Here is a 21,217-nt window from a genome sequence, read left to right on the forward strand (position 1 = left end):
CGGGCCGAATTTGCCGATTCGACCTTCACCCCTTTTCTTCAGGGTAAGCTAACACATCGCAACAAATTTTGCACGTAACCCTAACTAACCCGTTAATTCGGCACGATTTAGCGCACAATGCGACCAAAGTTCGTCCATTGCGCGAACCAGGCCATCCATCTCATCAGGGCCGTGCACCGGCGAGGGCGTGAAGCGCAGCCGTTCGGTGCCGCGCGGTACGGTCGGGAAATTGATCGGCTGGGCGTAAATCCCGAAACGTTCCAGCAACATGTCGCTCAGGATCTTGGTATGTACCGGATCGCCCACCATCACCGGTACGATGTGACTGCCGTGGTCAATCAGCGGCAGCCCGAGACCCTTTAGACGGGTCTTGAGAATCTTCGCCTGAGTCTGATGCTGATCCCGCAACTTTTGATCACGTTTCAGATGCGCTACGCTGGCCGCCGCACCCGCCGCCACCGCGGGCGGGATCGACGTGGTAAAGATAAAGCCCGGCGCGTAAGAGCGTATGGCGTCACACATTTTCGCCGATGCGGCGATATAGCCGCCCATGACGCCAAAGGCCTTAGCCAATGTACCGTTGATAATATCCAGACGATGCATCAACCGGTCGCGTTCAGCCACACCGGCACCGCGCGGGCCGTACATGCCGACCGCATGAACTTCGTCAATATAGGTCAGCGCGCCGAATTCATCCGCCAGATCGCAAATCGCCTCGATCGGACCGAAATCGCCATCCATCGAATAAATCGATTCAAACGCAATCAGCTTGGGCGCTGCCGGATCATCCGCCGCCATCAGCTCGCGCAAATGCGCAACATCGTTGTGTCGGAAAATCCGCTTGGCCCCACCATTGCGGCGCACGCCTTCAATCATCGAGGCGTGGTTCAGCTCATCCGAATAAATAATCAGCCCCGGGAAAAGCTTGGGCAGCGTGCTTAACGTTGCGTCATTGGCGATGTAGGCGCTGGTGAACAGCAGTGCCGATTCCTTGCCATGCAGATCGGCCAGCTCGGCCTCGAGCCGTTTATGGTACACCGTCGTGCCGCTGATGTTGCGGGTTCCGCCCGACCCCGCACCGGTGGCTTCAATCGCCTCGTGCATCGCATTGAGCACGACCGGATGCTGGCCCATGCCAAGATAGTCATTGCCACACCAGACGGTGATCGGCTGCTCGCCCCCATCCGGGCGGCGCCATGTTGCGTGGGGAAAATTGCCCTGTCGGCGCTCGATATCGATGAAGGTCCGATACCGACCTTCCTCGTGCAGCCGTCCAATCGCCTCATCCAGCTTGGCGGAATAATCCACGGGGCTCTCCCTTTTTCTGTCCATTCACCGGCCAGGACCACAAGGCCGAAACTGCCAGGTTATTATACGTTTCTGGCAGATTTCGATAGTTACAGAAACCTTACCTCTCGGGCAATAGTTACAAAATGTCGCTCCCCCTGCCTTGACTTGGGTCAAGCCGCTGGACAGCGCCGTCCCGCCTGATACGGTCGCACGCGACTGATCACAAATTCCAGGGCTTCCGCCATGTCTCTTTCCGCCGTTTTGACCCGCATTGACGACCAATTACCCGACGCCATTGATCGCCTGATGGGGCTGTTGCGCATCCCGTCAATTTCGACTGATCCGGCCTATGCCGAGCCTTGCCAGGATGCTGCTGACTGGTTGGTGAATGACCTTCAACACATTGGTATTGATGCAGAAAAACGCACAACCCCTGGCCACCCGATGGTTGTGGGCCATATCGACGGCCCAGGTCCCCATCTGCTGTTTTACGGTCATTATGACGTTCAACCGGTCGATCCTTTGGAACTTTGGCATACCGATCCCTTCGATCCCAAACTCGAAGACACCAGCAAAGGCCAGGTTATTCGCGGACGCGGATCGTCGGATGACAAGGGCCAGTTGATGACCTTTGTCGAAGCCTGCCGTGCCTATAAGGAAGCGAACGGCGCGTTACCTTGTCGCATCACGTTTTTCTTTGAAGGCGAGGAAGAAAGCGGCTCGCCCTCGCTGATCCCGTTCATGAAGGAAAACGCAGAGGAACTCAGTGCCGATATTGCGCTGATCTGCGACACGTCAATGGTGGCGCCCGGCGTACCCTCGATCGCCTCGCAGCTTCGCGGGATGCTCAAGGACGAGTTCACCATCCACGGCCCTCGTATTGACCTGCATTCCGGTCATTACGGCGGCCCCGGCCTCAACCCCCTGCGGGAGATGTCGCGGATCATCGCCTCTTTCCACGATGATCAGGGGCGCGTCGCGGTAGACGGCTTTTATGAAGGTGTGCATGAGGTTCCAGACGAGTTGCTGCGCCAGTGGGAAAGCTGCGGCTTTAACGAGGCGGACTACCTGAATTCCGTCGGTTATACCCAACCACATGGCGAACAGGGATACTCGACACTGGTACAGCAATGGGCGCGCCCGACGCTTGAAATCAACGGCATCTGGGGCGGCTATCAGGGGGCTGGCAGCAAGACCGTGATTCCAGCCGAGGCGCATTGCAAGCTCACCTGCCGCCTTGTGGGCGACATGGACCCTGACGACCTGCGCAGCAAGATCCGCGCCCATGTCGACGCGCAGCTTGCAACCGATGCCCGCGTTACCTGGGACAGTGACCTCGAAGGCGCCCCGGCCGCGGTGATGAATGTCGGTCGCCCGGAGTTTGAAAAAGCACGGCAGGCGCTGAGCGATGAATGGAACCGAGAGGCGGTGTTCTGCGGCATGGGTGGCTCGATCCCGATCGCCGGTTACTTCAAGGAGATCCTTGGGCTCGATGCAATGCTGATTGGCTTTGCCAACGAAGATGATGCGATCCATTCACCGAATGAGAAATACAATGTCGAAAGCTTCCACAAGGGCATTCGGAGTTGGGCGCGTGTTCTGGATGCTTTGGCCGGGTAGATCCGTCGCCGAAACATGAGGTACATGCGCTGTCGCTGAGTATCCTGATGGCCACTTACGGATATAAGGGCCGGCAGCTTACTGAAGCTGCGCCATTACGCTTTCGGAAAATTCAGCCGGTCCAAAACCCAGGGCGAACCCCAGCACCATGCCAGACGCGAAAACCAGCCGGGCTGGTTCGGACAACACGCGAAATGCAGCGCGTTGCAATTTGAATGCAAAGAATAACATCAGAAAAACGATGGCTATCGCGATCCCTGCCATGACCGGCGTTGCAAACGGTGCGAAGATATCTGAGTGACCAAGCCAGCCGTTTATCTCGGTCATGCGGGACACGACCATCATACCTGCGTACATCAGGGCAAAGCCTACGACGAACCGCATTGGCTTGAATCCGGCACGACCACCGCCAGCCTTGGGCTTCGTTTCCAGCTTTTTCTGTTCTTCGGAAATACCGGCCAGCAACCTTGCCGAAGCCGGCTGCCCCCGCGACATCTCGATCCGTTCTAGACGCTCTGTAAAACTCGTCTGTGCCATAGTGCCCTCGTACAACACGCTTTTGCTAAAGCAGAATTCTGGCGACAATCGGGCATCCCGACGGAGAGATTACGAAAAATGTTATGAAAAAGGGCAGAACCAGCAAGGCAACTAGCGTGTCAGGCATGCTATTGGTGGTTCATGATTCTACTTACAATATCGGAGCGCTCATAGAGACGATATCTACAGTATTTTCGACGGCCGGGCCTTACCGCAATTTGACCCGAGTTCCGCAATCACGTCATACGAACAAGCGCATGAAAAGATTGTTGCGCATATGGGATCAGATATTCTTATCATTGCTGTTAGTATGATCGCCGGTCATGGAGTATCCTGCGCTGATGATTTTGCCGAATTGCGCGTCGCGCTCTAAAAAGAAACCGTCTTGTGTATGGGTATCGGGAAAAAGCGAATGGCTCTTCTCGCTACTGCGGGCCAACAGGGCGAAAGACGGCAACCAAATGGATGAATACATCATCCGTGCCCGAAACGTATGCCGTGAAATTTTGAATGCTGATCAGAATACAAATGGTGCGGGCTTTGCGGGGGCCAGATCGATCTAATGCGAGTGTTGGTCGCCACATTGATGCTGTGCGCAGGTATGGCCGAGGCAACGCCGGATCACATTGACGGATCGCAAACGCAATCTTCCGACCCTGTTGCGGTTGATGAGTCGTCAACCACCAGTGCAACACGCTCCAGCGACGCTCCGGCAACAATCACTGATGAACGCAGGCAACAGGTGGTGATGGTTTCACCAAGACCAAAGTTGCGACCCGCGAGATTTCGCAAAATCACTCTGGGGCGCGAACGCATGCGCAAACGCGGTGCGGTGTGCGACGACTGGACAATTCTTGGCCAGACCGTCAAATCGTTTACCGGAAAATACAGGGGATGCGGAATTTCTGACCCGGTTCGGGTTCGCATGATTTCTGACATCGAACTCAGCCAGAAATCACTGATGGATTGCAGGACCGCTGTTGTGCTGAAAACATGGATTGAAAACACCGCCAAACCAGCATTCGCTGATATGGGCGGCGGCTTGAAAAAGCTCCATGTCGTCGGCCACTATTCTTGCCGGACCCGGAATAACTTGGCCAGCACGCGTATATCCGAGCATGGCAAGGGTCGTGCGATTGATATTGCCATCTTTCAGCTTGTGGATGGGACCCTCATTAGCGTTCAGGATGGGTGGAACGCAGCATATGCACGCGGTGCCTTGCGCAAACTGCACAGTGGCGCTTGTGGTCTGTTTGGCACGGTACTTGGCCCCGATTCAGATCAGTTTCACCGGGACCACTTTCATTTTGATACGGCGCGCCACCGCAGCACACCTTACTGCCGGTAGCGGTTGATCTATAGCCGACGTACCTGAGAGTGGAATGAGGCCAAATACAAACGCGCGGGTCGGTGGTTAAGGCAACCTGACCGTAGACGTTCAGTGCTGATAGATCGTGTCTCCCTAAAACGGAACGGACACGCGGCACCGCACCATTGCCAATGATGCCAAGGGGCAATCCCGCTTGTCGCGCTTAGCTGATAAGGGAGGTGGCGCGGTTGACGGGGCTCGAACCCGCGACCCCCGGCGTGACAGGCCGGTACTCTAACCAACTGAGCTACAACCGCGCAAACGCATTCCAGGATCGATTTGGGGCAGCGGTGGCGCGGTTGACGGGGCTCGAACCCGCGACCCCCGGCGTGACAGGCCGGTACTCTAACCAACTGAGCTACAACCGCTCACTGCCCGCCCGATCCTTTGGGCGTGGCTCGTCTCATATGCCGGGGCATCGGCCCCGTCAAGCAGGAGAAAGATGAATTTTGGGGTTTCTGCAAAGATGCAGGTTTATGGCGCGACGATCACGCCTCAATGCAAATCGGCGAAGACGTCTTTCATCAGCGTCAGGCCGCCCATCGCCGAGAATATGTTCAGCAGTTCCGCCTTACAGAAATTGTCCTCGCACTCGATGGCCCATTCCAGCACCATTACCGCCTCAGAAGGCCGCAGTTGCGCGTCGCGATCTTCCGCCATTTTTTGACGAATGGCGGAGAGAAGCGCGTGCCTCTTCCCGCCATTCCGCGCTAATTCACTCGCCATATTTAATCCACTTAAACTTGCGCGTCGTGGCAATCTATTTGACTTATTCGGGTGTTTGTCAATATAAGGGACCGACTATCCGGAATTTAGGACCGTAAACCAGTGACCGATTTGCATGAGCGTCTGAAGACGTTGATCAAAAATTCAGACTACGATTACAAAAGCTTATCTCTCGAGATTGGCCAGGGTGAGCGCTATATTTCGAACCTTTTATCAACAAAAAGCGATCCGGGCTTCACAAGTGTCATAAAAATTTGCGCCTCCCTTGGCGTGACGCCAAACCAGATTGCCGGACTGAATGACCAGCTAAAACTAGTCAATGACGACATCGATAACCGAATCGTTTCCGCCCATGCCGAACGCATCCTGACGTCGGTCACGCGCGAGGCGCATCGCAAGCTGTCGGCGCGCGGCACCGGCCCGCTGATCGACGACGTTCTGACCTGGTGGCACCAGCAACACGGTGTGCTCAGCAATTTTGACCGGCTGTCGGAACATGTGGACCTCTATCACGCACCAGATGCCGATGCCCGCCTGCCCCAGCCCTACATGGTCGGGGAACAAAGCCTTGCGCGGGTGTCCTTCGGAGTGAAATCGGCCGAACATCTGGGCTATCTCTTCACCACGTTCGATCACGGCCTGACGGAAAAGGTGAAGCTGGCCCATGTCGAGGCGACCAAGGGCGAGCCACAGCTGTCGATTCAGGAGATCGAGGTGAACCTGCCCAATCACAGCTTCCCTCTGCGCTTCAACTACAAGCGCCTGCTGCTTCCCGTGCGAGACATGCAGGGCAACCAGTACATCCTGAACTATTCACAGGCTCTCGAGTGACCGCGCGTAATGCGCCATCATGTGGCTGAGGTTGTCCTGCGACACCGCCACCAGCCACTCCGAGCTTGCCCGCCCCGGCGGCGTCGGTTCTGACCAACGCGCCACGCCGGGGATCTGGATCGAAAATCCGTAATTGGTGGCAAAGCCCAGTTTCACATCCCGGTCACGCATCATGGCATAGGTCCAGTCGATCGGCCATTTGGTGGCAATGGTCACTTGCAGCAGTATCATGAAATAGCGCAGCTTCTGTCGTGATCCGCGAAATCCGGGCCGCATGAACAGTTCGCCGATATAGGCCATGTTGCCGTGGAAGTTCGGCGGCAGTGCCTCGGTGAAATCCAGGATCGTATCCCGACGTTGCTGTGGGTAATGCCGACGCATGGTGCGGATCATGTAATCGCCCATCTTCTCGCGCCCGATATTGTCGAACCGCACCGACACCGAGGCCGAATATTCACCGTCTTCCTGCATGAAAAGCCAGAATCCGCTTTCCTCGGTGAAATCGTTGAAGTCGCTCGACAGCTTCGGCGTCAGACCAGGTTTACCCATTTCTTCGGTCAGCTCTTTCGCATAGGCGAAATCGTTGATCATCTCGACGCTCACACCGATCTCTCCAAGTGCCCCGAGGCACTCACCACCCACGGTGATCAGGTCCAGTGAATTTTTCATTGCCCCACGTCCTGCTTCTTGCCTGCCTCATGCCCGTTGCAATCCTCTGTGGGATCTTCGGGTCTGCTTTGCGACAGCGCCTCAGTTCGAAAACGCATGCCCTGCAGCAACTGAATCACGCTCACCCCGCCCGGGGCAAGGCGGAAATAGGCAAATGGGCCAGTTTTTACAGGGCCTATCATCCCTGTGGCCCACCTGTAACAGGTTATGCAACCCAAGATAGAGTGAGTCCTGAATAGGGGATCAGACACTGGGTCAACACGTAATGTACACGCGCATATTTCAACGCAAAAACAATATACCAGAGAGGGAATGGTGGGTGATGAGAGACTCGAACTCCCGACATCTTCGGTGTAAACGAAGCGCTCTACCAACTGAGCTAATCACCCGACCGGCGCTTATTGCCCCAGAAATCGAAGCCGCGCAACCCCTTGTGATACCCTCTCAGGACAGAATTTTCTCGACCCCGTTTTCCAACACGTAGATGCAGCCCTGACGATTGCACAATGCGGTCATTCCCGCCTGATCCAACCCGCAGACCTGCCCGCGCAGCACCTTGCCCAGAATGCCGTGCGACACGATGATGCTGGGACCGGTCAGCGACGCAAGAAAGCCCGACACCCGCTCCTCAAGTGCTGCCATGCCTTCGCCTCCGGGGGCGGAAGCATAGGTTTCGATATCGGAGTCGGCATATGTCACCTCAGAGCGCAGCTTGCCTTCCCAATCGCCGGTGTTGATCTCGGCGATCCGGTCATCCACCTGGTAGCTGGTGCCGTTCAGCGCAATTTGCGCCGTCTCCTGCGCCCGGCCCTGGGGCGACACAAAGATACCTCCCGGCCCGGCCGTGACCTCCGCAAGGAACGGCGCAATCAACTCGGCCTGTTGGCGCGCATCCGCCCTGCCCTGCGCGGTCAGGTCGGAATTCAGCCGCCCCTGAATGCGCCCCACGGCGTTCCATTCGGTCTGTCCGTGGCGCAGAAACCAGATTTTTGGAATATCAGCCATCACGCACGCACCATCAAATCATCAGCAATATGGTGGGTGATAACAGATTCGAACTGCTGACATCTTCGATGTGAACGAAGCGCTCTACCACTGAGCTAATCACCCGCCGAGGCGGCTTTTAGCGTCACTCAGCCGCGTCCGCAACCACCCGTTGCGGGGGCACAGCCCGGGCGTTCGATTGTTTGCTCTGACGTATTTTCGTCACCACGATGCGAGCCGAGTCGGTCTCTTTGGTGCGGTTGTATTTCACCTTGCCCAAGGGCTGAAGGTTCATCTCGCGACCTTTGCCGAGGGTTTCACCAAGCACTTCAAGCAACGCTTCGACTACCGGCTTGGCGTATTTCTTTTTCACGTCACTGCGCGCTACAACAAGATCGACCAGTTCTTTTTTCTTCAACTCTGTCGGTGCGGTCACGCTCGCCATTGCATTGGTTTTGAGCGACATGTCCGGAGCTGGAACTTTGCTGGTGCTGGTCTTCGCATCTCGCGCTGCTGCGACACTTGACGCCGTTACTGATCTGGAAACAGTCTTCGGCGCGCCCTGGGCTTTTGGAGGCTTCGGCCCGGCCAGTCGGGATTTCGGTGCCGTGGCTGTTTTTGCCGTGCTTTTCCTAGCAGTTTTCGAGGTGGTTTTCGCCGTTTTTTTTGGTTTGCTCGACGTGGATCGCGTGCTCATATTTGACCTCATTGTTTTGCTCTTGGAAACATTTCTACGCAAATCAGGATCACATTGCCAGCAATGACTTGAGGCCGGGGCGGGTTAAATATCTGCCGCGCAGTGATCTGGCCTGCGATCACCGGTCAGGCAGGTCTTGCCATCTCACGCAGATAGACCGGAAAATCGCACACAGGACCGTCGGCTTTGATCTGCCCCAACATCTCGTCGACGAAGACGCGATGGTAGCTGGTGTAGTTCACCACATGGATTATGATTTCAAGCCGGGTCATCATGCCCCGGTCGCCGCCAATGAATTCGAATGAGACATTCTCACCCAACATATCTGGTGTCATTCCATCGGCGAATTCGACCCACCAAGCATCCATCGCCACGACGGCCTTCCAAGGGCGGACCTAGAAGGCAGGTTTTGATCGCCGCGTGAGGTATATCCGTGCGCGCGCCTGAAGCGGCGTTTACGTCACGGTCGAACAGGCTTTCGTCACCTGGCCGCCAGCCTCGTTCGTCCTCGTAAACTCTGTCCTACCCGGCGTGTCGGACACGCTGGCAAATGCAGACATCGCCCGAACCACCTTTAAGGTTATCCGAGCAAACCGCCATCTTCACGTTCGATTACCACGACGGAGGACCTTGGCAACTGCCCCTCACCATCGGGAAACGGTGCATCCGGGTGCTGGATGCCCACGAACATCGCGCGCCGATCCGCCGACCAGCATAGCCCGGTTACCTCGCTACCGGTGGGCCCGGTCAGAAACCGTTCGATCCGTCCGGTGACAGGATCGCCCACCAGCATCTGGTTGTTGCCCATTCCCTCGAAGTCACCTTCGTTACTGTCCTTGCCGTCGGTCTGAATCCACAACAGACCAGTGCTGTCGAACTGCATCGCGTCGGGAGAATTGAAGAGATTTACCGCGTGTATGTTCTCGGATCCGGCATAGGCATCGTCGTGCACCAGCGGATTGCCCGCCATCACGTAGAGATCCCAGGTGAAGTCGCTGGCGGCATGATCATCATTCGCCGGATACCAGCGAACGATCTGGCCGTAATGGTTCTCGGTCCGCGGATTGGGTCCGTTTGCGGGCGTCTCATCACCCCCGGCATTGGGCTTCACACCGCGGTTCTTGTTGTTGGTCAAGCAGCAATACCCCTCGACAGATATCGGGTTCACCGCGACCCATTCGGGCCGGTCCATGGTTGTCGCGCCTACTTTCGAGGCCGCCATGCGGGTAAAGATCGCAATCTCTGCCGCAGACATCTCCGTTGTCTCGGGCGTCAAGGCGATCCAGGTACCGCTACCGTCCTCGTGAAACTTCGCTACGTAAAGCTGCCCGTCATCCAGCAACCCTTCGGTCGAACGCCCCGGCGCATAGACGCTGCGCGAGACGAACTTATAGAGGAACTCACCGCGTTCATCATCGCCCATATAGACTACGACACGACCATCCGGGGCCAGAACCACCTCGGCGTTTTCATGTTTGAACCGCCCCAGACCGGTGTGCTTGATCGGGGTCGATTGCGGGTCTGCCGGATCGATCTCGACCACATAGCCCATGCGATGCGGTTCGTTCGGAGTTTGCGAGATATCAAAGCGCGGGTCGAACCTGTGGTAGTCATAGCCCCAGCCGTCCAACCCGATGCCATAGCGCCCGTAGCCGTCCGGCAGGTCTACATCCGGATCGGTCGAGCCGAAATAGCCGTTGAAGTTTTCCTCGCAGGTCAGATAGGTGCCCCAGGGCGTGCGCCCCGCGCCGCAATTGTTGAACGTGCCCAAAGACCTTATGCCCGAGGGATCATCCGCCGTTTTCAGCAGTTCATGCCCCGCCGCCGGGCCCTTGATCTCCATCTCTGTCAGATGAGTGATGCGCCGATTGAGCGGGCTGTCGAGTATAACCCGCCAGCCCTCCGCGCCTCGCGTGACTTCCATCACCGTGACGCCCTGGAGGTTTTGCAGCTTCTTCACATCATCGGCGTTGTCCGGCTGTCCTTCGGCGCGCTGCGGCAGGTTGATGTCGCGATTGGCATATTCATGGTTGACCGCGATGACCTGCTTTTCGCCAACGGAAAACAGCTCCATCCCGTCGGTATTTTCGCCAAACACACGGTCCGCGCCCTCGGACGCCCCGCCGGTGGTATTATCAAACGCGGGCGCGTCGGAAAACAGAGGATCGCCCCAACGGATCAACAGATCCCAGCGATACCCATCGGGCACATGCACGGTTGCATCGGTCTGGATGTCGATCGGCGTAAAGGCAAACCGGCCCTCGGCCTGCGCTGCGGTCGAGGACATCAGAACGCCCATGGCGGACGCTCCGGACCCCAGGGCCAATACCCCGCCCATGAAGCCACGGCGCGTCAAAGCGATCTCAACCACCCAGTCAAAATCACAGGTTTCGGGGCGCGGGTCGTTCAGTTCGTCCCAATCATCGGCGGAAATACGGTTCAGGTCGAAATCTCTCATGATCGTCAGCTCCGATAAAATGTCACTCTTTATCGTAGAGGTTAACTGATTCCCGTAACAACCTTACGACGAGTGACCTAGCCGAAATCCGCCTCAAGGCACGAATTTTCCGCATTTCACGCAACAAATGCAAAGATCACCCCCTTATCAGCGACATTTATTTCACAAAACCCGCTTGACGCCCTTCCCCCCCGCCCATAATCTCTCGCGCACGCAGCATGAAGGAGTCGCAAGCGTGAACACGCTAGTCGTCATCTTGGGTAAATGGCGCATGGGCCGGTAACGGACACCATAACGGTACCCATGCGCCCCCGAAAATTCGGGGGCTTTTTTATGTCGCGTAACAAAAGATGGATGTCATGAACGGAGTGAAGCAATGACACGTCAAATGACCGGAGCGAAAATGGTAGTCCAGGCCTTGAAGGATCAGGGCGTGGATGTCGTATTCGGATATCCTGGCGGTGCCGTGCTACCGATTTATGACGAGGTGTTTCAGCAAAACGACATTCGCCACATTTTGGTGCGTCATGAACAGGGCGCGGTGCATGCCGCCGAAGGGTACGCGCGGTCCACCGGGAAACCCGGCGTTGTTCTCGTCACCTCCGGCCCCGGCGCCACCAATGCGGTCACGGGCCTGACCGATGCGCTGATGGACAGCATCCCGCTGGTTGTTCTGACCGGTCAGGTACCCACCTTCATGATTGGCAACGACGCCTTTCAGGAGGCCGATACCGTCGGCATCACCCGGCCTTGCACGAAACATAACTGGCTCGTCAGCGACACCAAAACGCTCTCGGGCACGCTGCACCAGGCGTTCCACGTTGCCACCTCGGGCCGCCCCGGGCCGGTTCTGGTCGACATCCCGAAGGACGTCCAGTTTGCCAGCGCCGACTACACGCCGCCGCAAAAAGCGCGGATTGATCACTATCAACCGCAGGTCAAGGGCGACATGGACGAAATCACCGAACTGGTGCAAGCGCTGGAAAAGGCCAAGCGCCCGATCTTCTATACCGGCGGTGGCGTGATCAACTCCGGCCCGGCCGCGAGCCAGCTGCTGCGCGAGCTGGTCGATGCCACCGGCGTACCGATCACATCGACCTTGATGGGTCTGGGCGCCTATCCGGCCAATGGTAAGAACTGGCTGGGCATGCTGGGCATGCACGGGCTCTACGAGGCCAATATGGCGATGCATGACTGCGACCTGATGATCAATATTGGCGCGCGGTTCGACGACCGGATAACCGGTCGGGTCGATGCCTTCTCACCGGGTTCGAAGAAAGCGCATATCGACATCGACCCCAGCTCGATCAACAAAGTCATCCGCACCGATATCCCGATCGTCGGCGACGTGGGTCATGTACTGGAAGATATCCTCAAGGTCTGGAAATCGCGCGGCCGTAAGATCAACCGCGAAGCCACTCAGAAATGGTGGGCGCAGATCGAGGACTGGAAAAAGATCAACTGTCTGGCCTATTCGCAGACCGGCAAGGCCATCAAACCGCAGCATGCGCTGTCCCGGCTTGAGGCCCTGACCAAAGATCATGACCGCTATATCTGCACTGAAGTGGGCCAGCATCAGATGTGGGCGGCGCAATACCTGACCTTCAACGATCCCAACCGCTGGATGACCTCCGGGGGCCTGGGCACGATGGGCTATGGCTTCCCGGCCTCAATTGGCGTGCAGATCGCCCATCCGGAGGCCCTCGTGATCAACGTCGCGGGCGAAGCTTCGTGGCTGATGAACATGCAGGAGATGGGTACCGCCGCGCAATACCGCCTGCCGGTCAAACAGTTCATCCTCAACAATGAACGCCTCGGCATGGTCCGCCAGTGGCAAGAGCTTCTGCATGGCGAGCGTTATTCGCATAGTTGGTCCGAGGCCCTGCCCGATTTCGTCAAACTGGCCGAAGCCTTCGGCGCCAAGGGCATCCTCTGCAAGGACCCGGCGGATCTTGATGACGCGATCATAGAGATGCTGAATTTCGACGGCCCGGTCCTCTTCGACTGCCTGGTGGAAAAGCACGAAAACTGCTTCCCGATGATCCCTTCGGGGGAACCACACAACAAGATGCTGTTGGGTGAAGCGTCAACCAAAGACGCCATCGGCTCAAAAGGCGCCGTAATGGTCTGATCTCTTCTGGCGCGGGAGTGCTCACTCGCGCCATTCATCTGATCCCTAAGGACGCGTGCAACGCCGCGTCGACACAGAGGAAAGAAAAAATGTCCGCCCTAAAAATCAAAAAAGGCTCCACCAAGCATTCCGCGTATAATCTACGCCCGACCTTCTCGGACAAGATCGAAAGCCACACGCTGGCGATCGTGGTGGATAACGAACCCGGCGTGCTGGCGCGGGTGATCGGTCTTTTCTCGGGGCGCGGCTACAATATCGACAGCCTGACGGTGGCCGAGATCGACCATCAGGGCCACCAGTCGCGCATCACCATCGTCACCACCGGCACGCCGCAGGTGATCGAACAGATCAAGGCACAGCTGGGCCGGATCGTGCCAGTGCATGATGTACATGACCTGACGGTCGAGGGCGCCTCGGTCGAGCGCGAACTGGCGCTGCTGAAGGTCGCCGGTGAAGGTGACAAGCGGGTCGAGGCGCTGCGGCTGGCGGATATCTTCCGCGCCAGCGTGGTCGACAGTACGCTTGACTGTTTCGTTTTCGAAATAACCGGCACGCCAGACAAGATCGACGCCTTCGCCGATCTCATGCGCCCCCTGGGCCTGTCCGAGATCGCCAGAACTGGCGTCGCCGCCCTGCCACGCGGTCGATAGAGCGACGCAAGAAACTTTGCCGTGATTTTCGCCCAGAACATCGCGCAACATGAATTAGCTGTACGTTATTCATGGCTCAGACATCACGGGCCACCCCCAAGGCGGCGCTGATCCGCGTCACCTTGGCATCAGGCCGGTTCAGGCATGGCTCTAAAGCTCAGATAACTCTGCGGGCCCGCGTGTTTATAGGTGTTGAATTGGCGGGTCTCGGCTCGAACGCGATGACCTTTGCCCGGCTGTCGTCAACCACAATCGGGGTGCCCTGCGCAGGTAAAGTGCCTGCTTTTTTCAAATCATGCGCCAAGGTCGGATATTCGTCCGACGCCACCAAACGTGGGTTACAGGCCAACCGCATATGACGGTCTTCATGCACTTCGAACTGAACCAGATCGCCGGCGTCCATGTCCGCGCCATCCAGCGCGCATAGCCCATCACCTTTGAAAAAAGCCAGATCACCGTGATCTTCACACCAGATCACTGCCCGGTTCTTAATTTGATCGCTCCACAATACTACGCCAAACATATCTTCCCCAATAGCTGTCCTTCGATCCCCCCACCCACGATATTGGGGCCTTAAGAAGGGTTACGACACTTCTAATTTAACCTTGCTTCCAATAAACTTGTGTCAGTTAAGCAAAAAACTGACGCTAACTAGCATCAAATTTGAGAATATGTATAAATAGGCGAGGTCTTGCCGACTCAACCTACGGTTATCATAACCGGCAACAAATCTGATCGAATCTCAATCGAGAGCAGTATTTTCCGAGCCGAGGGGAAAAATTTGAAACACGTAAATCAGTCAAGCGTGGGCAATCCGAGTCTTGATCCGGCGGAATTGCGGGGAATTTTCGGTGACAATCTTCGCAAACTCTGCGGCGCCTATTCGTCCGTGGCCGGGCTATGCCGTGAACTTGGTGTAAATCGCACCCAGTTTAATCGCTATCTCGCTGGCGAAAGCTTCCCGCGCCCGGACGTGTTGCATCAAATCTGCAACTTCTTCGGGGTAGACGCTCGTATCCTGCTTGAACCGGTCGATACGATCGGCCCCGCCGCCCATGACGTGCTCAACCATCCCGTCTTGGCCGGTTTCTTCGGGCGCGAACCAGTGACCGTCGACGAACGGCTCTTTCCAAGCGGATTCTACAAGTTTGTCCGCCGGGCCTTTATCGGCACCAAAGATTACATGTGCGGGCTGGTCTTTGTGTCGCGAGATGACGGTTATACTTTTCTGCGCGGGTACGAGCCGCGCCAGGCGATCCGGAAACAGGGACTATCAACAAACCCGAAAGAACGTGAATTTCGCGGCATCGTCATGCGTCAGGAAGAAGGTGTGATGGCGATCGTCACGCATCGGAATGCACTGGCCGCCTCGTTCAACTTCCTCACGCCCGAAACATCCTTCCAGTCGAACCTCTGGGAAGGTTATGCCACCCGAACTGTGCGCGAAAAGGTCACGGGTAGACGCGCCACGCGGATGGTTTATGAACATCTCGGCAATGATCGTACCGCCATCATGCGCACGGCCCGTAACGCCGGCCTGATCACGCTGGACGACGTAGCGCCTTTCCAGGCAAGATTACTGCAGCCGGATCAGCCCTTCGTTTAACGCGCCTGAAAATACTGTCGTAATGAGATAAGCGGCGTCGCGTTCTGTCGGTTCGCGCTGGAACGATTCCAGCTACGAGACAGCAAGAAACTTCTGGAGGCCGCTATGACCCACCCCGCCACCGATCTGTCCAACGTCCGCACCGGAATCGAGGCTGCCAACGGGCTGCCAAACGCGCATTACATCAACCCCGGTGTTTTCGCCGAAGAACGCCAGGCGCTGCTTTATGGCCAGTGGGCGGGTCTTGCGGTGGCGGCCGACGTCCCCGAGCCCGGCGATGCGATTCCCCTGGAATTCCTTGGCATGCCGCTGTTGCTCATTCGCGACAAGGAAGGCGACGTGCGCGTGTTCCAGAACATCTGCCGCCACCGCGGTATGATCCTGGTGGAAGAACCCCGCAAAATCGAAGGCGCGATCCGGTGTCCCTATCACTCCTGGTGCTATTCGACCAAGGGCAAGCTGGTCAGCACGCCCCATGTGGGCGGCCCGGGCCAGAACACCCACGCGGCGATCAAACGCGATGAGCTGGGCCTGAATGAAGTGCGCAGCCATGTCTGGCGCGATGTGGTCTGGATCAACGTTTCAGGCGATGCGCCGGCCTTCGAAGAAGTTCATGCCGATCTGATCAAACGCTGGGCCGATTTCGACAAACCCCTCTATCACGGCGGTGCCGACAGCAAGTTTCAGCTTGAGGTGCAGACCAACTGGAAGCTTGCAGTCGAGAATTACTGCGAAAGCTACCACTTGCCCTGGGTGCATCCAGGGCTCAACAGCTACTCCCGGCTGGAAGATCACTATCACATCGAACAGCCCGGACAGTTCTCGGGTCAGGGCACCATGGTCTATCGCCAGCTGACCAACGAAAACGGTGAAACCTTCCCGGATTTCGAAGAAGTCGGAGAGAAATGGGATGAACAGGCAGAATATATCGCCGTTTATCCCAACGTCCTTCTGGGCGTGCACCGCGACCACGCCTTTGCGATCATCCTTGAGGCCAAGGGAACCGAAAAGACACTGGAACATGTCCATCTCTACTATTCGGTCCCCGACAGCGACGGTGGATTGCGCGACCGTAACACGCGACTGTGGAAATCGGTTTTCGAAGAGGACGTGTTTGTTGTCGAGGGCATGCAGAAAGGCCGTCACGCGGATATGTTCGACGGTGGGCGCTTTTCACCGGTTATGGATAGCCCGACCCATGTGTTCCACCAATGGGTGGCTGAAAAGGTCGATGCCCATCGTTCAATGGCGCACGCGGCTGAATGAAGGATATCGATGCGCAGATGATCGCCGCCCATGAGGCGAAGGATAGTGCTGCGCTCATCCGGCTTTATACGCGGGCGGCAGATCAGGCCAATGATCTGACCGCCGCGTGTTTTTACCTGACCCACGCTTATGTCTTCGCGCTTGAGGCCGGTGCGCCCGAAGCCACCACCCTGCATGCCCGTCTAAAGGCTCATGGTCGCGAGGAATAACGCCTCTTAGAGCGTCGTAACCAACCGGTAACCGCAATCGCGGCTGTCCTGCCCGATCAGATGCGACTGTTGCTGTGCCCAAATACCGCTTGCAAGATCGGCCTCCAACCGGCCCAAACCGTCGGACACATCGCCCACCGCCCAGAAAGACGACATCGCCGCCCTGACTTTTGGGTCAAGATAGGCTGCGGGCCGCCGCCAATAGGCACTGAGGAACCCATCGGTGCAGTCATGCGGAATGGGTACCGGCGCAATCTCGACAGGGCCAAGCCAGCGTTCGTATTCGCCCATCGGCGGCATTTTCCCGTCATCCAGCGCCGCCAGTTCGGGAATATAGTCCAGCAACCAGAAGTCTCGAAACGACGGATCATATGTCAGGATCACGATCCGCCCACGCGTCACCCGGCGCATCTCGTTAAGGCCCTTTTTCTGGTCGTTCCAGTGATGCACCGTCAACACCGCCATTGATGCGTCGAACATATTATCGGCGAAGGGCAAATCCTCCGCGTATCCCTGAATAACCGACGCCGCCGATACCGGTCGTTGCTTTATCATTTCATCCGAAGGCTCAATGGCCGTGACCTGTCGGTCGACCGGCTCGTACGATCCAGCCCCGGCGCCGACATTCAAAACGGTTTTCGCAGGCCCCAACGCTTCTGCGATAATTTTCCCGATCCGCGGGTCGGGTTTGCGCAGATCGGCATAATTAAGGCCGATGGTATCGTATCGCGTGCTCATGCCGCCCCCTATTATTCCATGCCAAACTTGTCTCCATGAGACCGCCGTGACCCGATGGGCGCTGACCTGCGCAGCTTGCGGCTCACCCTTGCATCACAATAATGCAGGCATACCTTTTGTGAAACCGCTCTGGCGGGTAGAAGCAGTCATCACTGGCCCGGCATGTGCGACTCGCATGATGACCGCCGCCGAACCGCGCAGCACTGACGAGAAACTCGACCATGTCGCCTTCAGCCCCCACACAGACTAAATGGAACAAGGTCTGCCGCGCGGTCACCCGGTTCGTTCCGGATCCTGCACGGGCTCGCGAATGATCAAAAGGTCGCTTCTGATCGCCATAGGGGCAGTCATTCTGTCCCTGCTCGTGCATGGTCTGGGCCTGAGCCTCACATCGCGGAACGTGCAGACATCGCCAGGTCAGGAAACCATCGTTGACGTGACCGATGTCGGCAGCACGTTCGAGGATTTTGCCGAAGCACTGCCCGAGCCCGAAACACCCGAGATCACGCGACCTGAACCGGTGGTCGAAACTTCACCCACATCGCAGGCGCTTGTCGCATCAGAGACGCCGCAATACGTGACGACGCCCGATACCGGAACGGCCGAGGTGCTCGAACCCGATGCAGCCGAAGCACCTTCGGGCGGCGAAGATGACACCGTTTCAGATGCGCTCGCACCAGAAGCAGCCGTCACAGAAACCGAAGCCGCACCACCAGAAGGCGCACCGGAGGGCAGCGCCGATCCGACGGAAACGGCAAAGGCAGCGCCTTCCCCGAGCCTCGAACTGCCGCTGCCCCCCGAGACGCTGCAACCGGATATCGTGATCGCGGCCCTACCCGACAATCCTGACATTACAGAGACCGAAGAGGCCGACGACAGCTCGGCTTCAGCCATCACCCGGTCGTTGCGCCCCCCGAAAGAACGACCCTCGGCGGAAGCGTTGGGCGTACCTGAAGGCACGCAGCAACGCGCCGCCTCCGGCGTGATCGAATCGCCGCTTACCGCATACCGGCGCAGCGGCGTCGACCTTCTCAGCGGTGCAGGTTCCGGCGGCACGGGCGCCAGCGGCTTTCGCAGTGCCGGGAACGCGGGCGCAACGAACTACGTGGGCCAGATTTTGACCCGGCTCAACCGCGCGCCGGTTGTCTATGCCTCAGCCCGTGGGGTCGCGCGCGTGGCCTTTCTGATCAACCCCGACGGCTCGCTAGCCTGGGTCAGAGTCCTCAGAAGCAGCGGCACCTCGGATATTGATCGCGCCGCGCGTGCCCAGGTACGCAGCGCCGCCCCCTTCCCCCGCCCACCATCCGGCACCAGCCAGCGGTTGGTATTCAACTATCGCAACAGGTGATCATATAATTTGGTCCGAGGCCCCGATTGAAACTCAGAACGCGGCGGCTGTACACTCAGCAGCGCGCTATTCGCACAAAAGGAAGATGCCTATGAATATGATCCGAAAGACCGCCTCGGCGATGATGGTCAGCCTGGCCCTTGCTACCGGGGCGGCGGCGCAGGACAAGGATCTGGGAGAGGTCGTTCTGATCGAGCTGAACACCACCAAACCTACCGAGGCGGGGTGCACGCTTTCCTTCCTAGTCCTGAACGGGCATCCAAGCCAGATTGACAAGGTTGTATATGAAACAGTTCTCTTCAACAGCGCGGGTCAGGTCGACCGCCTGACACTTTTTGACTTCGGCACCCTGCCCCCGGGCCGCCCAAGGGTGCGGCAGTTTTCCGTCCCCGGCGCCACCTGTGACGGGCTGAGCCAGATTCTGATCAACGGCGCCCATACTTGCGAGGCACCAGACCTGGCCGACACCGCCTGCGAGGCCGGGTTGACCCTGGACACACGCACCAAGATCGAGGTGATAGGATGACCGCGATAATTGAAACCCTGCGCCAGACCGCTGACCTTGGCGGCCCGGTCGTTGTGATTTTGCTTGCAATCTCGGTCGTGACGCTGGCGACTATTCTCTACAAGCTATGGCAGTTTTCGGCGACAGGCGTGGGACGGCACCGCGCACTGAAAGAGGCGGTGGCGGCATGGGACAAAGGCGACCGAAGCGCGGCCAATCATGCGCTGTCGGCGTCGAAAAGCTACCTTGTTCCCGTGGTCGAAATGGCCTTTGGCGCCGGACCGGAAGACGCCAAACGGCTGGAAGCCGAGGCCGAAACCCGGTTTGCCCGCCTCGAAGGCGGGTTTCGCCTGCTTGACAGCGTGGCCCAGCTTGCCCCGCTTCTGGGCCTCTTCGGCACGGTATTGGGCATGATCGAAGCGTTCCAGTCACTTCAGGATGCCGGCTCGCAAGTTGATCCCTCGCTGCTTGCGGGCGGTATCTGGGTCGCACTTCTGACCACTGCCGTTGGCCTCGCGGTTGCGATGCCCACGACCATGGTGCTCACCTGGTTCGAAAGCCGCATGGACGCGGAACGGGTAACCGCCGAGCGGGCCATAGCGACCATCCTGCGCCCTCTGGGCCATCGTGATCCGGCTGCCTCCGACACAGCGGTGGTGCCGCATCGTGCGTAAAATGACCCGCAAACGGCGGTTGTCCCTGACGTCGCTGATTGATGTCATCTTCCTTTTGCTGCTGTTTTTCATGCTATCCTCAACCTTCTCGCGTTTTGCCGAGGTCGAGCTGTCCACCGCGAGTGCAGGTCGCATTGACAACAGCGGTACCAAGCCAAGCTTCCTTCAGGTCAGCCCCGAGACTTTGCGCATAAATGGTCGGGATATCGCCATAGAAGTGCTGCCTGAAATCTTCGCAGATTTGTCTCCGGACGCTGACACCCTGCCGCTGATCATCAGCCTGCAGGACGATGTGACCGCTCAACGACTGACCGACATTCTTGTGGTCCTGCGCGGCATCGACCGGCTCAGCATCCGCGTGTTGGGGTCATGATGCGTCGGCACCGCCATAGCACCAGACGAGAGCCCACGATCGCACTGATCAATATCGTCTTCCTGATGCTCGTGTTCTTCATGGTCGCAGGCACGCTGTCTCGCCCGTTGGACAGTGATCTGCGTCTTGTGCGCACGGCTGATCTTGAAGGCCGCGCGCCACCCGATACACTTGTGGTGCACGCCGACGGACGAATGGCTTACCGGGGCAAGGACGTGGCCTCGGTCAAGGCATTCTATGCCGCCCGCCCCGAAGAAGAGCGCGAAATCGTGCGGGTCGTTCCGGATGAAGCCCTGCCCGCCGTGACATTGGTCAACCTGGCCCGGGAACTCCGCGCCGCAGGTGCAAGCAGCGTGGTGATCGTGACCCAACGTGGGCTGGAGTGACCGCGCACCGTCACCTTTCACGTCACCCGCCAGACAAGGCTTGCTCCCATCGCGGCCAGCATGACAAGAACAACCAAGCCTTACGCGCGTCGGAGGTGTTGGATTCGCCTTCGGTGTGGATGATTTTTTCGGGCAATTGCTCACCTGTGG

Annotated in this window: 25 protein-coding genes and 4 tRNA genes; 14 read left to right on the forward strand and 15 right to left on the reverse strand. The window is 57.9% G+C overall.

Annotated elements, in window-relative coordinates:
- Nucleotides 1-84: 84 nt before the first annotated feature.
- Nucleotides 85-1,308: a 5-aminolevulinate synthase gene (hemA, locus tag LC334_RS14230; RefSeq protein WP_085801250.1), complete on the reverse strand. Its 1,224-nt coding sequence runs from the start codon at nucleotides 1,306-1,308 to the stop codon at nucleotides 85-87.
- Nucleotides 1,309-1,533: 225 nt separating this feature from the next.
- Between hemA and LC334_RS14235 the strand changes: the two genes are divergently transcribed.
- Entirely contained in the window at nucleotides 1,534-2,910 is a 1,377-nt protein-coding gene (locus LC334_RS14235; RefSeq protein WP_085801138.1) for a M20/M25/M40 family metallo-hydrolase, read from the forward strand.
- Nucleotides 2,911-2,988: 78 nt separating this feature from the next.
- On the opposite strand, the gene LC334_RS14240 is transcribed toward LC334_RS14235, so the two are convergent.
- Together LC334_RS14240 and LC334_RS14245 are read right to left on the reverse strand one after the other, a co-directional pair.
- Nucleotides 2,989-3,447: a hypothetical protein gene (locus tag LC334_RS14240; RefSeq protein ID WP_139836440.1), complete on the reverse strand. Its 459-nt coding sequence runs from the start codon at nucleotides 3,445-3,447 to the stop codon at nucleotides 2,989-2,991.
- Between the two features lie 283 nt (nucleotides 3,448-3,730).
- A complete protein-coding gene (locus LC334_RS14245; RefSeq protein WP_085801136.1) occupies nucleotides 3,731-3,922 on the reverse strand; it encodes a hypothetical protein in 192 nt (63 codons plus the stop codon).
- Nucleotides 3,923-4,048: 126 nt separating this feature from the next.
- Here LC334_RS14245 and LC334_RS14250 point away from each other — a divergent pair, with 126 nt between their 5' ends.
- On the forward strand, nucleotides 4,049-4,795 hold the full coding sequence (locus LC334_RS14250) for an extensin-like domain-containing protein (RefSeq protein ID WP_223413006.1): 747 nt from the start codon (nucleotides 4,049-4,051) through the stop codon (nucleotides 4,793-4,795).
- A 201-nt stretch (nucleotides 4,796-4,996) separates the two neighbouring features.
- Here LC334_RS14250 and LC334_RS14255 read toward each other — a convergent pair.
- From LC334_RS14255 to LC334_RS14265, 3 genes are all read right to left on the reverse strand, one after another.
- Nucleotides 4,997-5,073, reverse strand: a tRNA-Asp gene (locus LC334_RS14255).
- Between the two features lie 34 nt (nucleotides 5,074-5,107).
- Nucleotides 5,108-5,184 (reverse strand) — tRNA-Asp (locus LC334_RS14260).
- Between the two features lie 127 nt (nucleotides 5,185-5,311).
- The gene (locus LC334_RS14265; protein ID WP_223413007.1) at nucleotides 5,312-5,476 is read right to left on the reverse strand and encodes a hypothetical protein; all 165 of its coding nucleotides are present in this window, start codon (nucleotides 5,474-5,476) and stop codon (nucleotides 5,312-5,314) included.
- Between the two features lie 336 nt (nucleotides 5,477-5,812).
- Here LC334_RS14265 and LC334_RS14270 point away from each other — a divergent pair, with 336 nt between their 5' ends.
- Nucleotides 5,813-6,373 (forward strand): hypothetical protein, encoded by a 561-nt coding sequence (locus LC334_RS14270; RefSeq protein ID WP_223413008.1) that lies wholly within the window; start codon nucleotides 5,813-5,815, stop codon nucleotides 6,371-6,373.
- On the opposite strand, the gene LC334_RS14275 is transcribed toward LC334_RS14270, so the two are convergent.
- The 5 genes from LC334_RS14275 to LC334_RS14295 form a co-directional block, all read right to left on the reverse strand.
- Nucleotides 6,356-7,042 carry a hypothetical protein gene (locus LC334_RS14275; protein WP_085801133.1) on the reverse strand — a complete coding sequence of 229 codons (687 nt, stop codon included), beginning with the start codon at nucleotides 7,040-7,042 and terminating at the stop codon, nucleotides 6,356-6,358. The genes LC334_RS14270 and LC334_RS14275 overlap by 18 nt on opposite strands.
- A gap of 313 nt (nucleotides 7,043-7,355) precedes the next feature.
- Nucleotides 7,356-7,431, reverse strand: a tRNA-Val gene (locus LC334_RS14280).
- 55 nt (nucleotides 7,432-7,486) lie between these two features.
- The gene (locus tag LC334_RS14285; RefSeq protein ID WP_085801131.1) at nucleotides 7,487-8,047 is read right to left on the reverse strand and encodes a histidine phosphatase family protein; all 561 of its coding nucleotides are present in this window, start codon (nucleotides 8,045-8,047) and stop codon (nucleotides 7,487-7,489) included.
- Nucleotides 8,048-8,077: 30 nt separating this feature from the next.
- Nucleotides 8,078-8,152: transfer RNA gene (locus LC334_RS14290), tRNA-Val, on the reverse strand.
- 19 nt (nucleotides 8,153-8,171) lie between these two features.
- The gene (locus LC334_RS14295; protein WP_223413009.1) at nucleotides 8,172-8,492 is read right to left on the reverse strand and encodes an HU family DNA-binding protein; all 321 of its coding nucleotides are present in this window, start codon (nucleotides 8,490-8,492) and stop codon (nucleotides 8,172-8,174) included.
- A gap of 16 nt (nucleotides 8,493-8,508) precedes the next feature.
- On the opposite strand from LC334_RS14295, the gene LC334_RS14300 reads away from it, so the two are divergent.
- A complete protein-coding gene (locus LC334_RS14300; RefSeq protein WP_223413010.1) occupies nucleotides 8,509-8,790 on the forward strand; it encodes a hypothetical protein in 282 nt (93 codons plus the stop codon).
- 58 nt (nucleotides 8,791-8,848) lie between these two features.
- Here LC334_RS14300 and LC334_RS14305 read toward each other — a convergent pair whose 3' ends face one another.
- Together LC334_RS14305 and LC334_RS14310 are read right to left on the reverse strand one after the other, a co-directional pair.
- Nucleotides 8,849-9,097, reverse strand: a complete 249-nt coding sequence (locus tag LC334_RS14305; protein ID WP_139836438.1) for a DinB family protein — start codon at nucleotides 9,095-9,097, stop codon at nucleotides 8,849-8,851.
- Nucleotides 9,098-9,303: 206 nt separating this feature from the next.
- A complete protein-coding gene (locus tag LC334_RS14310) occupies nucleotides 9,304-11,181 on the reverse strand; it encodes a PhoX family protein (protein WP_085801128.1) in 1,878 nt (625 codons plus the stop codon).
- 376 nt (nucleotides 11,182-11,557) lie between these two features.
- Between LC334_RS14310 and LC334_RS14315 the strand changes: the two genes are divergently transcribed.
- Both LC334_RS14315 and ilvN read left to right on the forward strand, forming a co-directional pair.
- A complete protein-coding gene (locus tag LC334_RS14315; protein ID WP_085801127.1) occupies nucleotides 11,558-13,312 on the forward strand; it encodes an acetolactate synthase 3 large subunit in 1,755 nt (584 codons plus the stop codon).
- A gap of 89 nt (nucleotides 13,313-13,401) precedes the next feature.
- Nucleotides 13,402-13,962: an acetolactate synthase small subunit gene (gene ilvN / locus LC334_RS14320; protein WP_085801126.1), complete on the forward strand. Its 561-nt coding sequence runs from the start codon at nucleotides 13,402-13,404 to the stop codon at nucleotides 13,960-13,962.
- 157 nt (nucleotides 13,963-14,119) lie between these two features.
- Here the strand turns inward: ilvN and LC334_RS14325 are convergent, their stop codons facing one another.
- Nucleotides 14,120-14,485: a hypothetical protein gene (locus LC334_RS14325; RefSeq protein WP_139836437.1), complete on the reverse strand. Its 366-nt coding sequence runs from the start codon at nucleotides 14,483-14,485 to the stop codon at nucleotides 14,120-14,122.
- 258 nt (nucleotides 14,486-14,743) lie between these two features.
- On the opposite strand from LC334_RS14325, the gene LC334_RS14330 reads away from it, so the two are divergent.
- From LC334_RS14330 to LC334_RS14340, 3 genes are all read left to right on the forward strand, one after another.
- Entirely contained in the window at nucleotides 14,744-15,568 is an 825-nt protein-coding gene (locus tag LC334_RS14330; RefSeq protein WP_139836436.1) for a helix-turn-helix domain-containing protein, read from the forward strand.
- Between the two features lie 105 nt (nucleotides 15,569-15,673).
- Nucleotides 15,674-16,834 carry an aromatic ring-hydroxylating oxygenase subunit alpha gene (locus LC334_RS14335; protein ID WP_085801123.1) on the forward strand — a complete coding sequence of 387 codons (1,161 nt, stop codon included), beginning with the start codon at nucleotides 15,674-15,676 and terminating at the stop codon, nucleotides 16,832-16,834.
- Complete coding sequence (locus tag LC334_RS14340) at nucleotides 16,831-17,043, forward strand: hypothetical protein (RefSeq protein ID WP_085801122.1); 213 nt, start codon at nucleotides 16,831-16,833, stop codon at nucleotides 17,041-17,043. The genes LC334_RS14335 and LC334_RS14340 overlap by 4 nt, the downstream gene beginning before the upstream one ends.
- A gap of 6 nt (nucleotides 17,044-17,049) precedes the next feature.
- Here the strand turns inward: LC334_RS14340 and LC334_RS14345 are convergent, their stop codons facing one another.
- Nucleotides 17,050-17,781, reverse strand: coding sequence for a class I SAM-dependent methyltransferase (locus LC334_RS14345; protein ID WP_085801121.1), 732 nt, complete (start codon nucleotides 17,779-17,781; stop codon nucleotides 17,050-17,052).
- 310 nt (nucleotides 17,782-18,091) lie between these two features.
- On the opposite strand from LC334_RS14345, the gene LC334_RS14350 reads away from it, so the two are divergent.
- From LC334_RS14350 to LC334_RS14370, 5 genes are all read left to right on the forward strand, one after another.
- Complete coding sequence (locus LC334_RS14350; protein ID WP_176237714.1) at nucleotides 18,092-19,129, forward strand: energy transducer TonB family protein; 1,038 nt, start codon at nucleotides 18,092-18,094, stop codon at nucleotides 19,127-19,129.
- Nucleotides 19,130-19,220: 91 nt separating this feature from the next.
- The gene (locus LC334_RS14355; protein ID WP_223413011.1) at nucleotides 19,221-19,655 is read left to right on the forward strand and encodes a hypothetical protein; all 435 of its coding nucleotides are present in this window, start codon (nucleotides 19,221-19,223) and stop codon (nucleotides 19,653-19,655) included.
- Nucleotides 19,652-20,308: a MotA/TolQ/ExbB proton channel family protein gene (locus LC334_RS14360; protein ID WP_085801119.1), complete on the forward strand. Its 657-nt coding sequence runs from the start codon at nucleotides 19,652-19,654 to the stop codon at nucleotides 20,306-20,308. The genes LC334_RS14355 and LC334_RS14360 overlap by 4 nt, the downstream gene beginning before the upstream one ends.
- Nucleotide 20,309: 1 nt before the next feature.
- Nucleotides 20,310-20,681 carry a biopolymer transporter ExbD gene (locus LC334_RS14365; RefSeq protein WP_085801118.1) on the forward strand — a complete coding sequence of 124 codons (372 nt, stop codon included), beginning with the start codon at nucleotides 20,310-20,312 and terminating at the stop codon, nucleotides 20,679-20,681.
- Nucleotides 20,681-21,067 carry an ExbD/TolR family protein gene (locus LC334_RS14370; protein WP_139836435.1) on the forward strand — a complete coding sequence of 129 codons (387 nt, stop codon included), beginning with the start codon at nucleotides 20,681-20,683 and terminating at the stop codon, nucleotides 21,065-21,067. The genes LC334_RS14365 and LC334_RS14370 overlap by 1 nt, the downstream gene beginning before the upstream one ends.
- Nucleotides 21,068-21,217: the final 150 nt, after the last annotated feature.

Source organism: Roseovarius aestuarii, assembly GCF_019966515.1.
GTDB lineage: Bacteria > Pseudomonadota > Alphaproteobacteria > Rhodobacterales > Rhodobacteraceae > Roseovarius > Roseovarius aestuarii.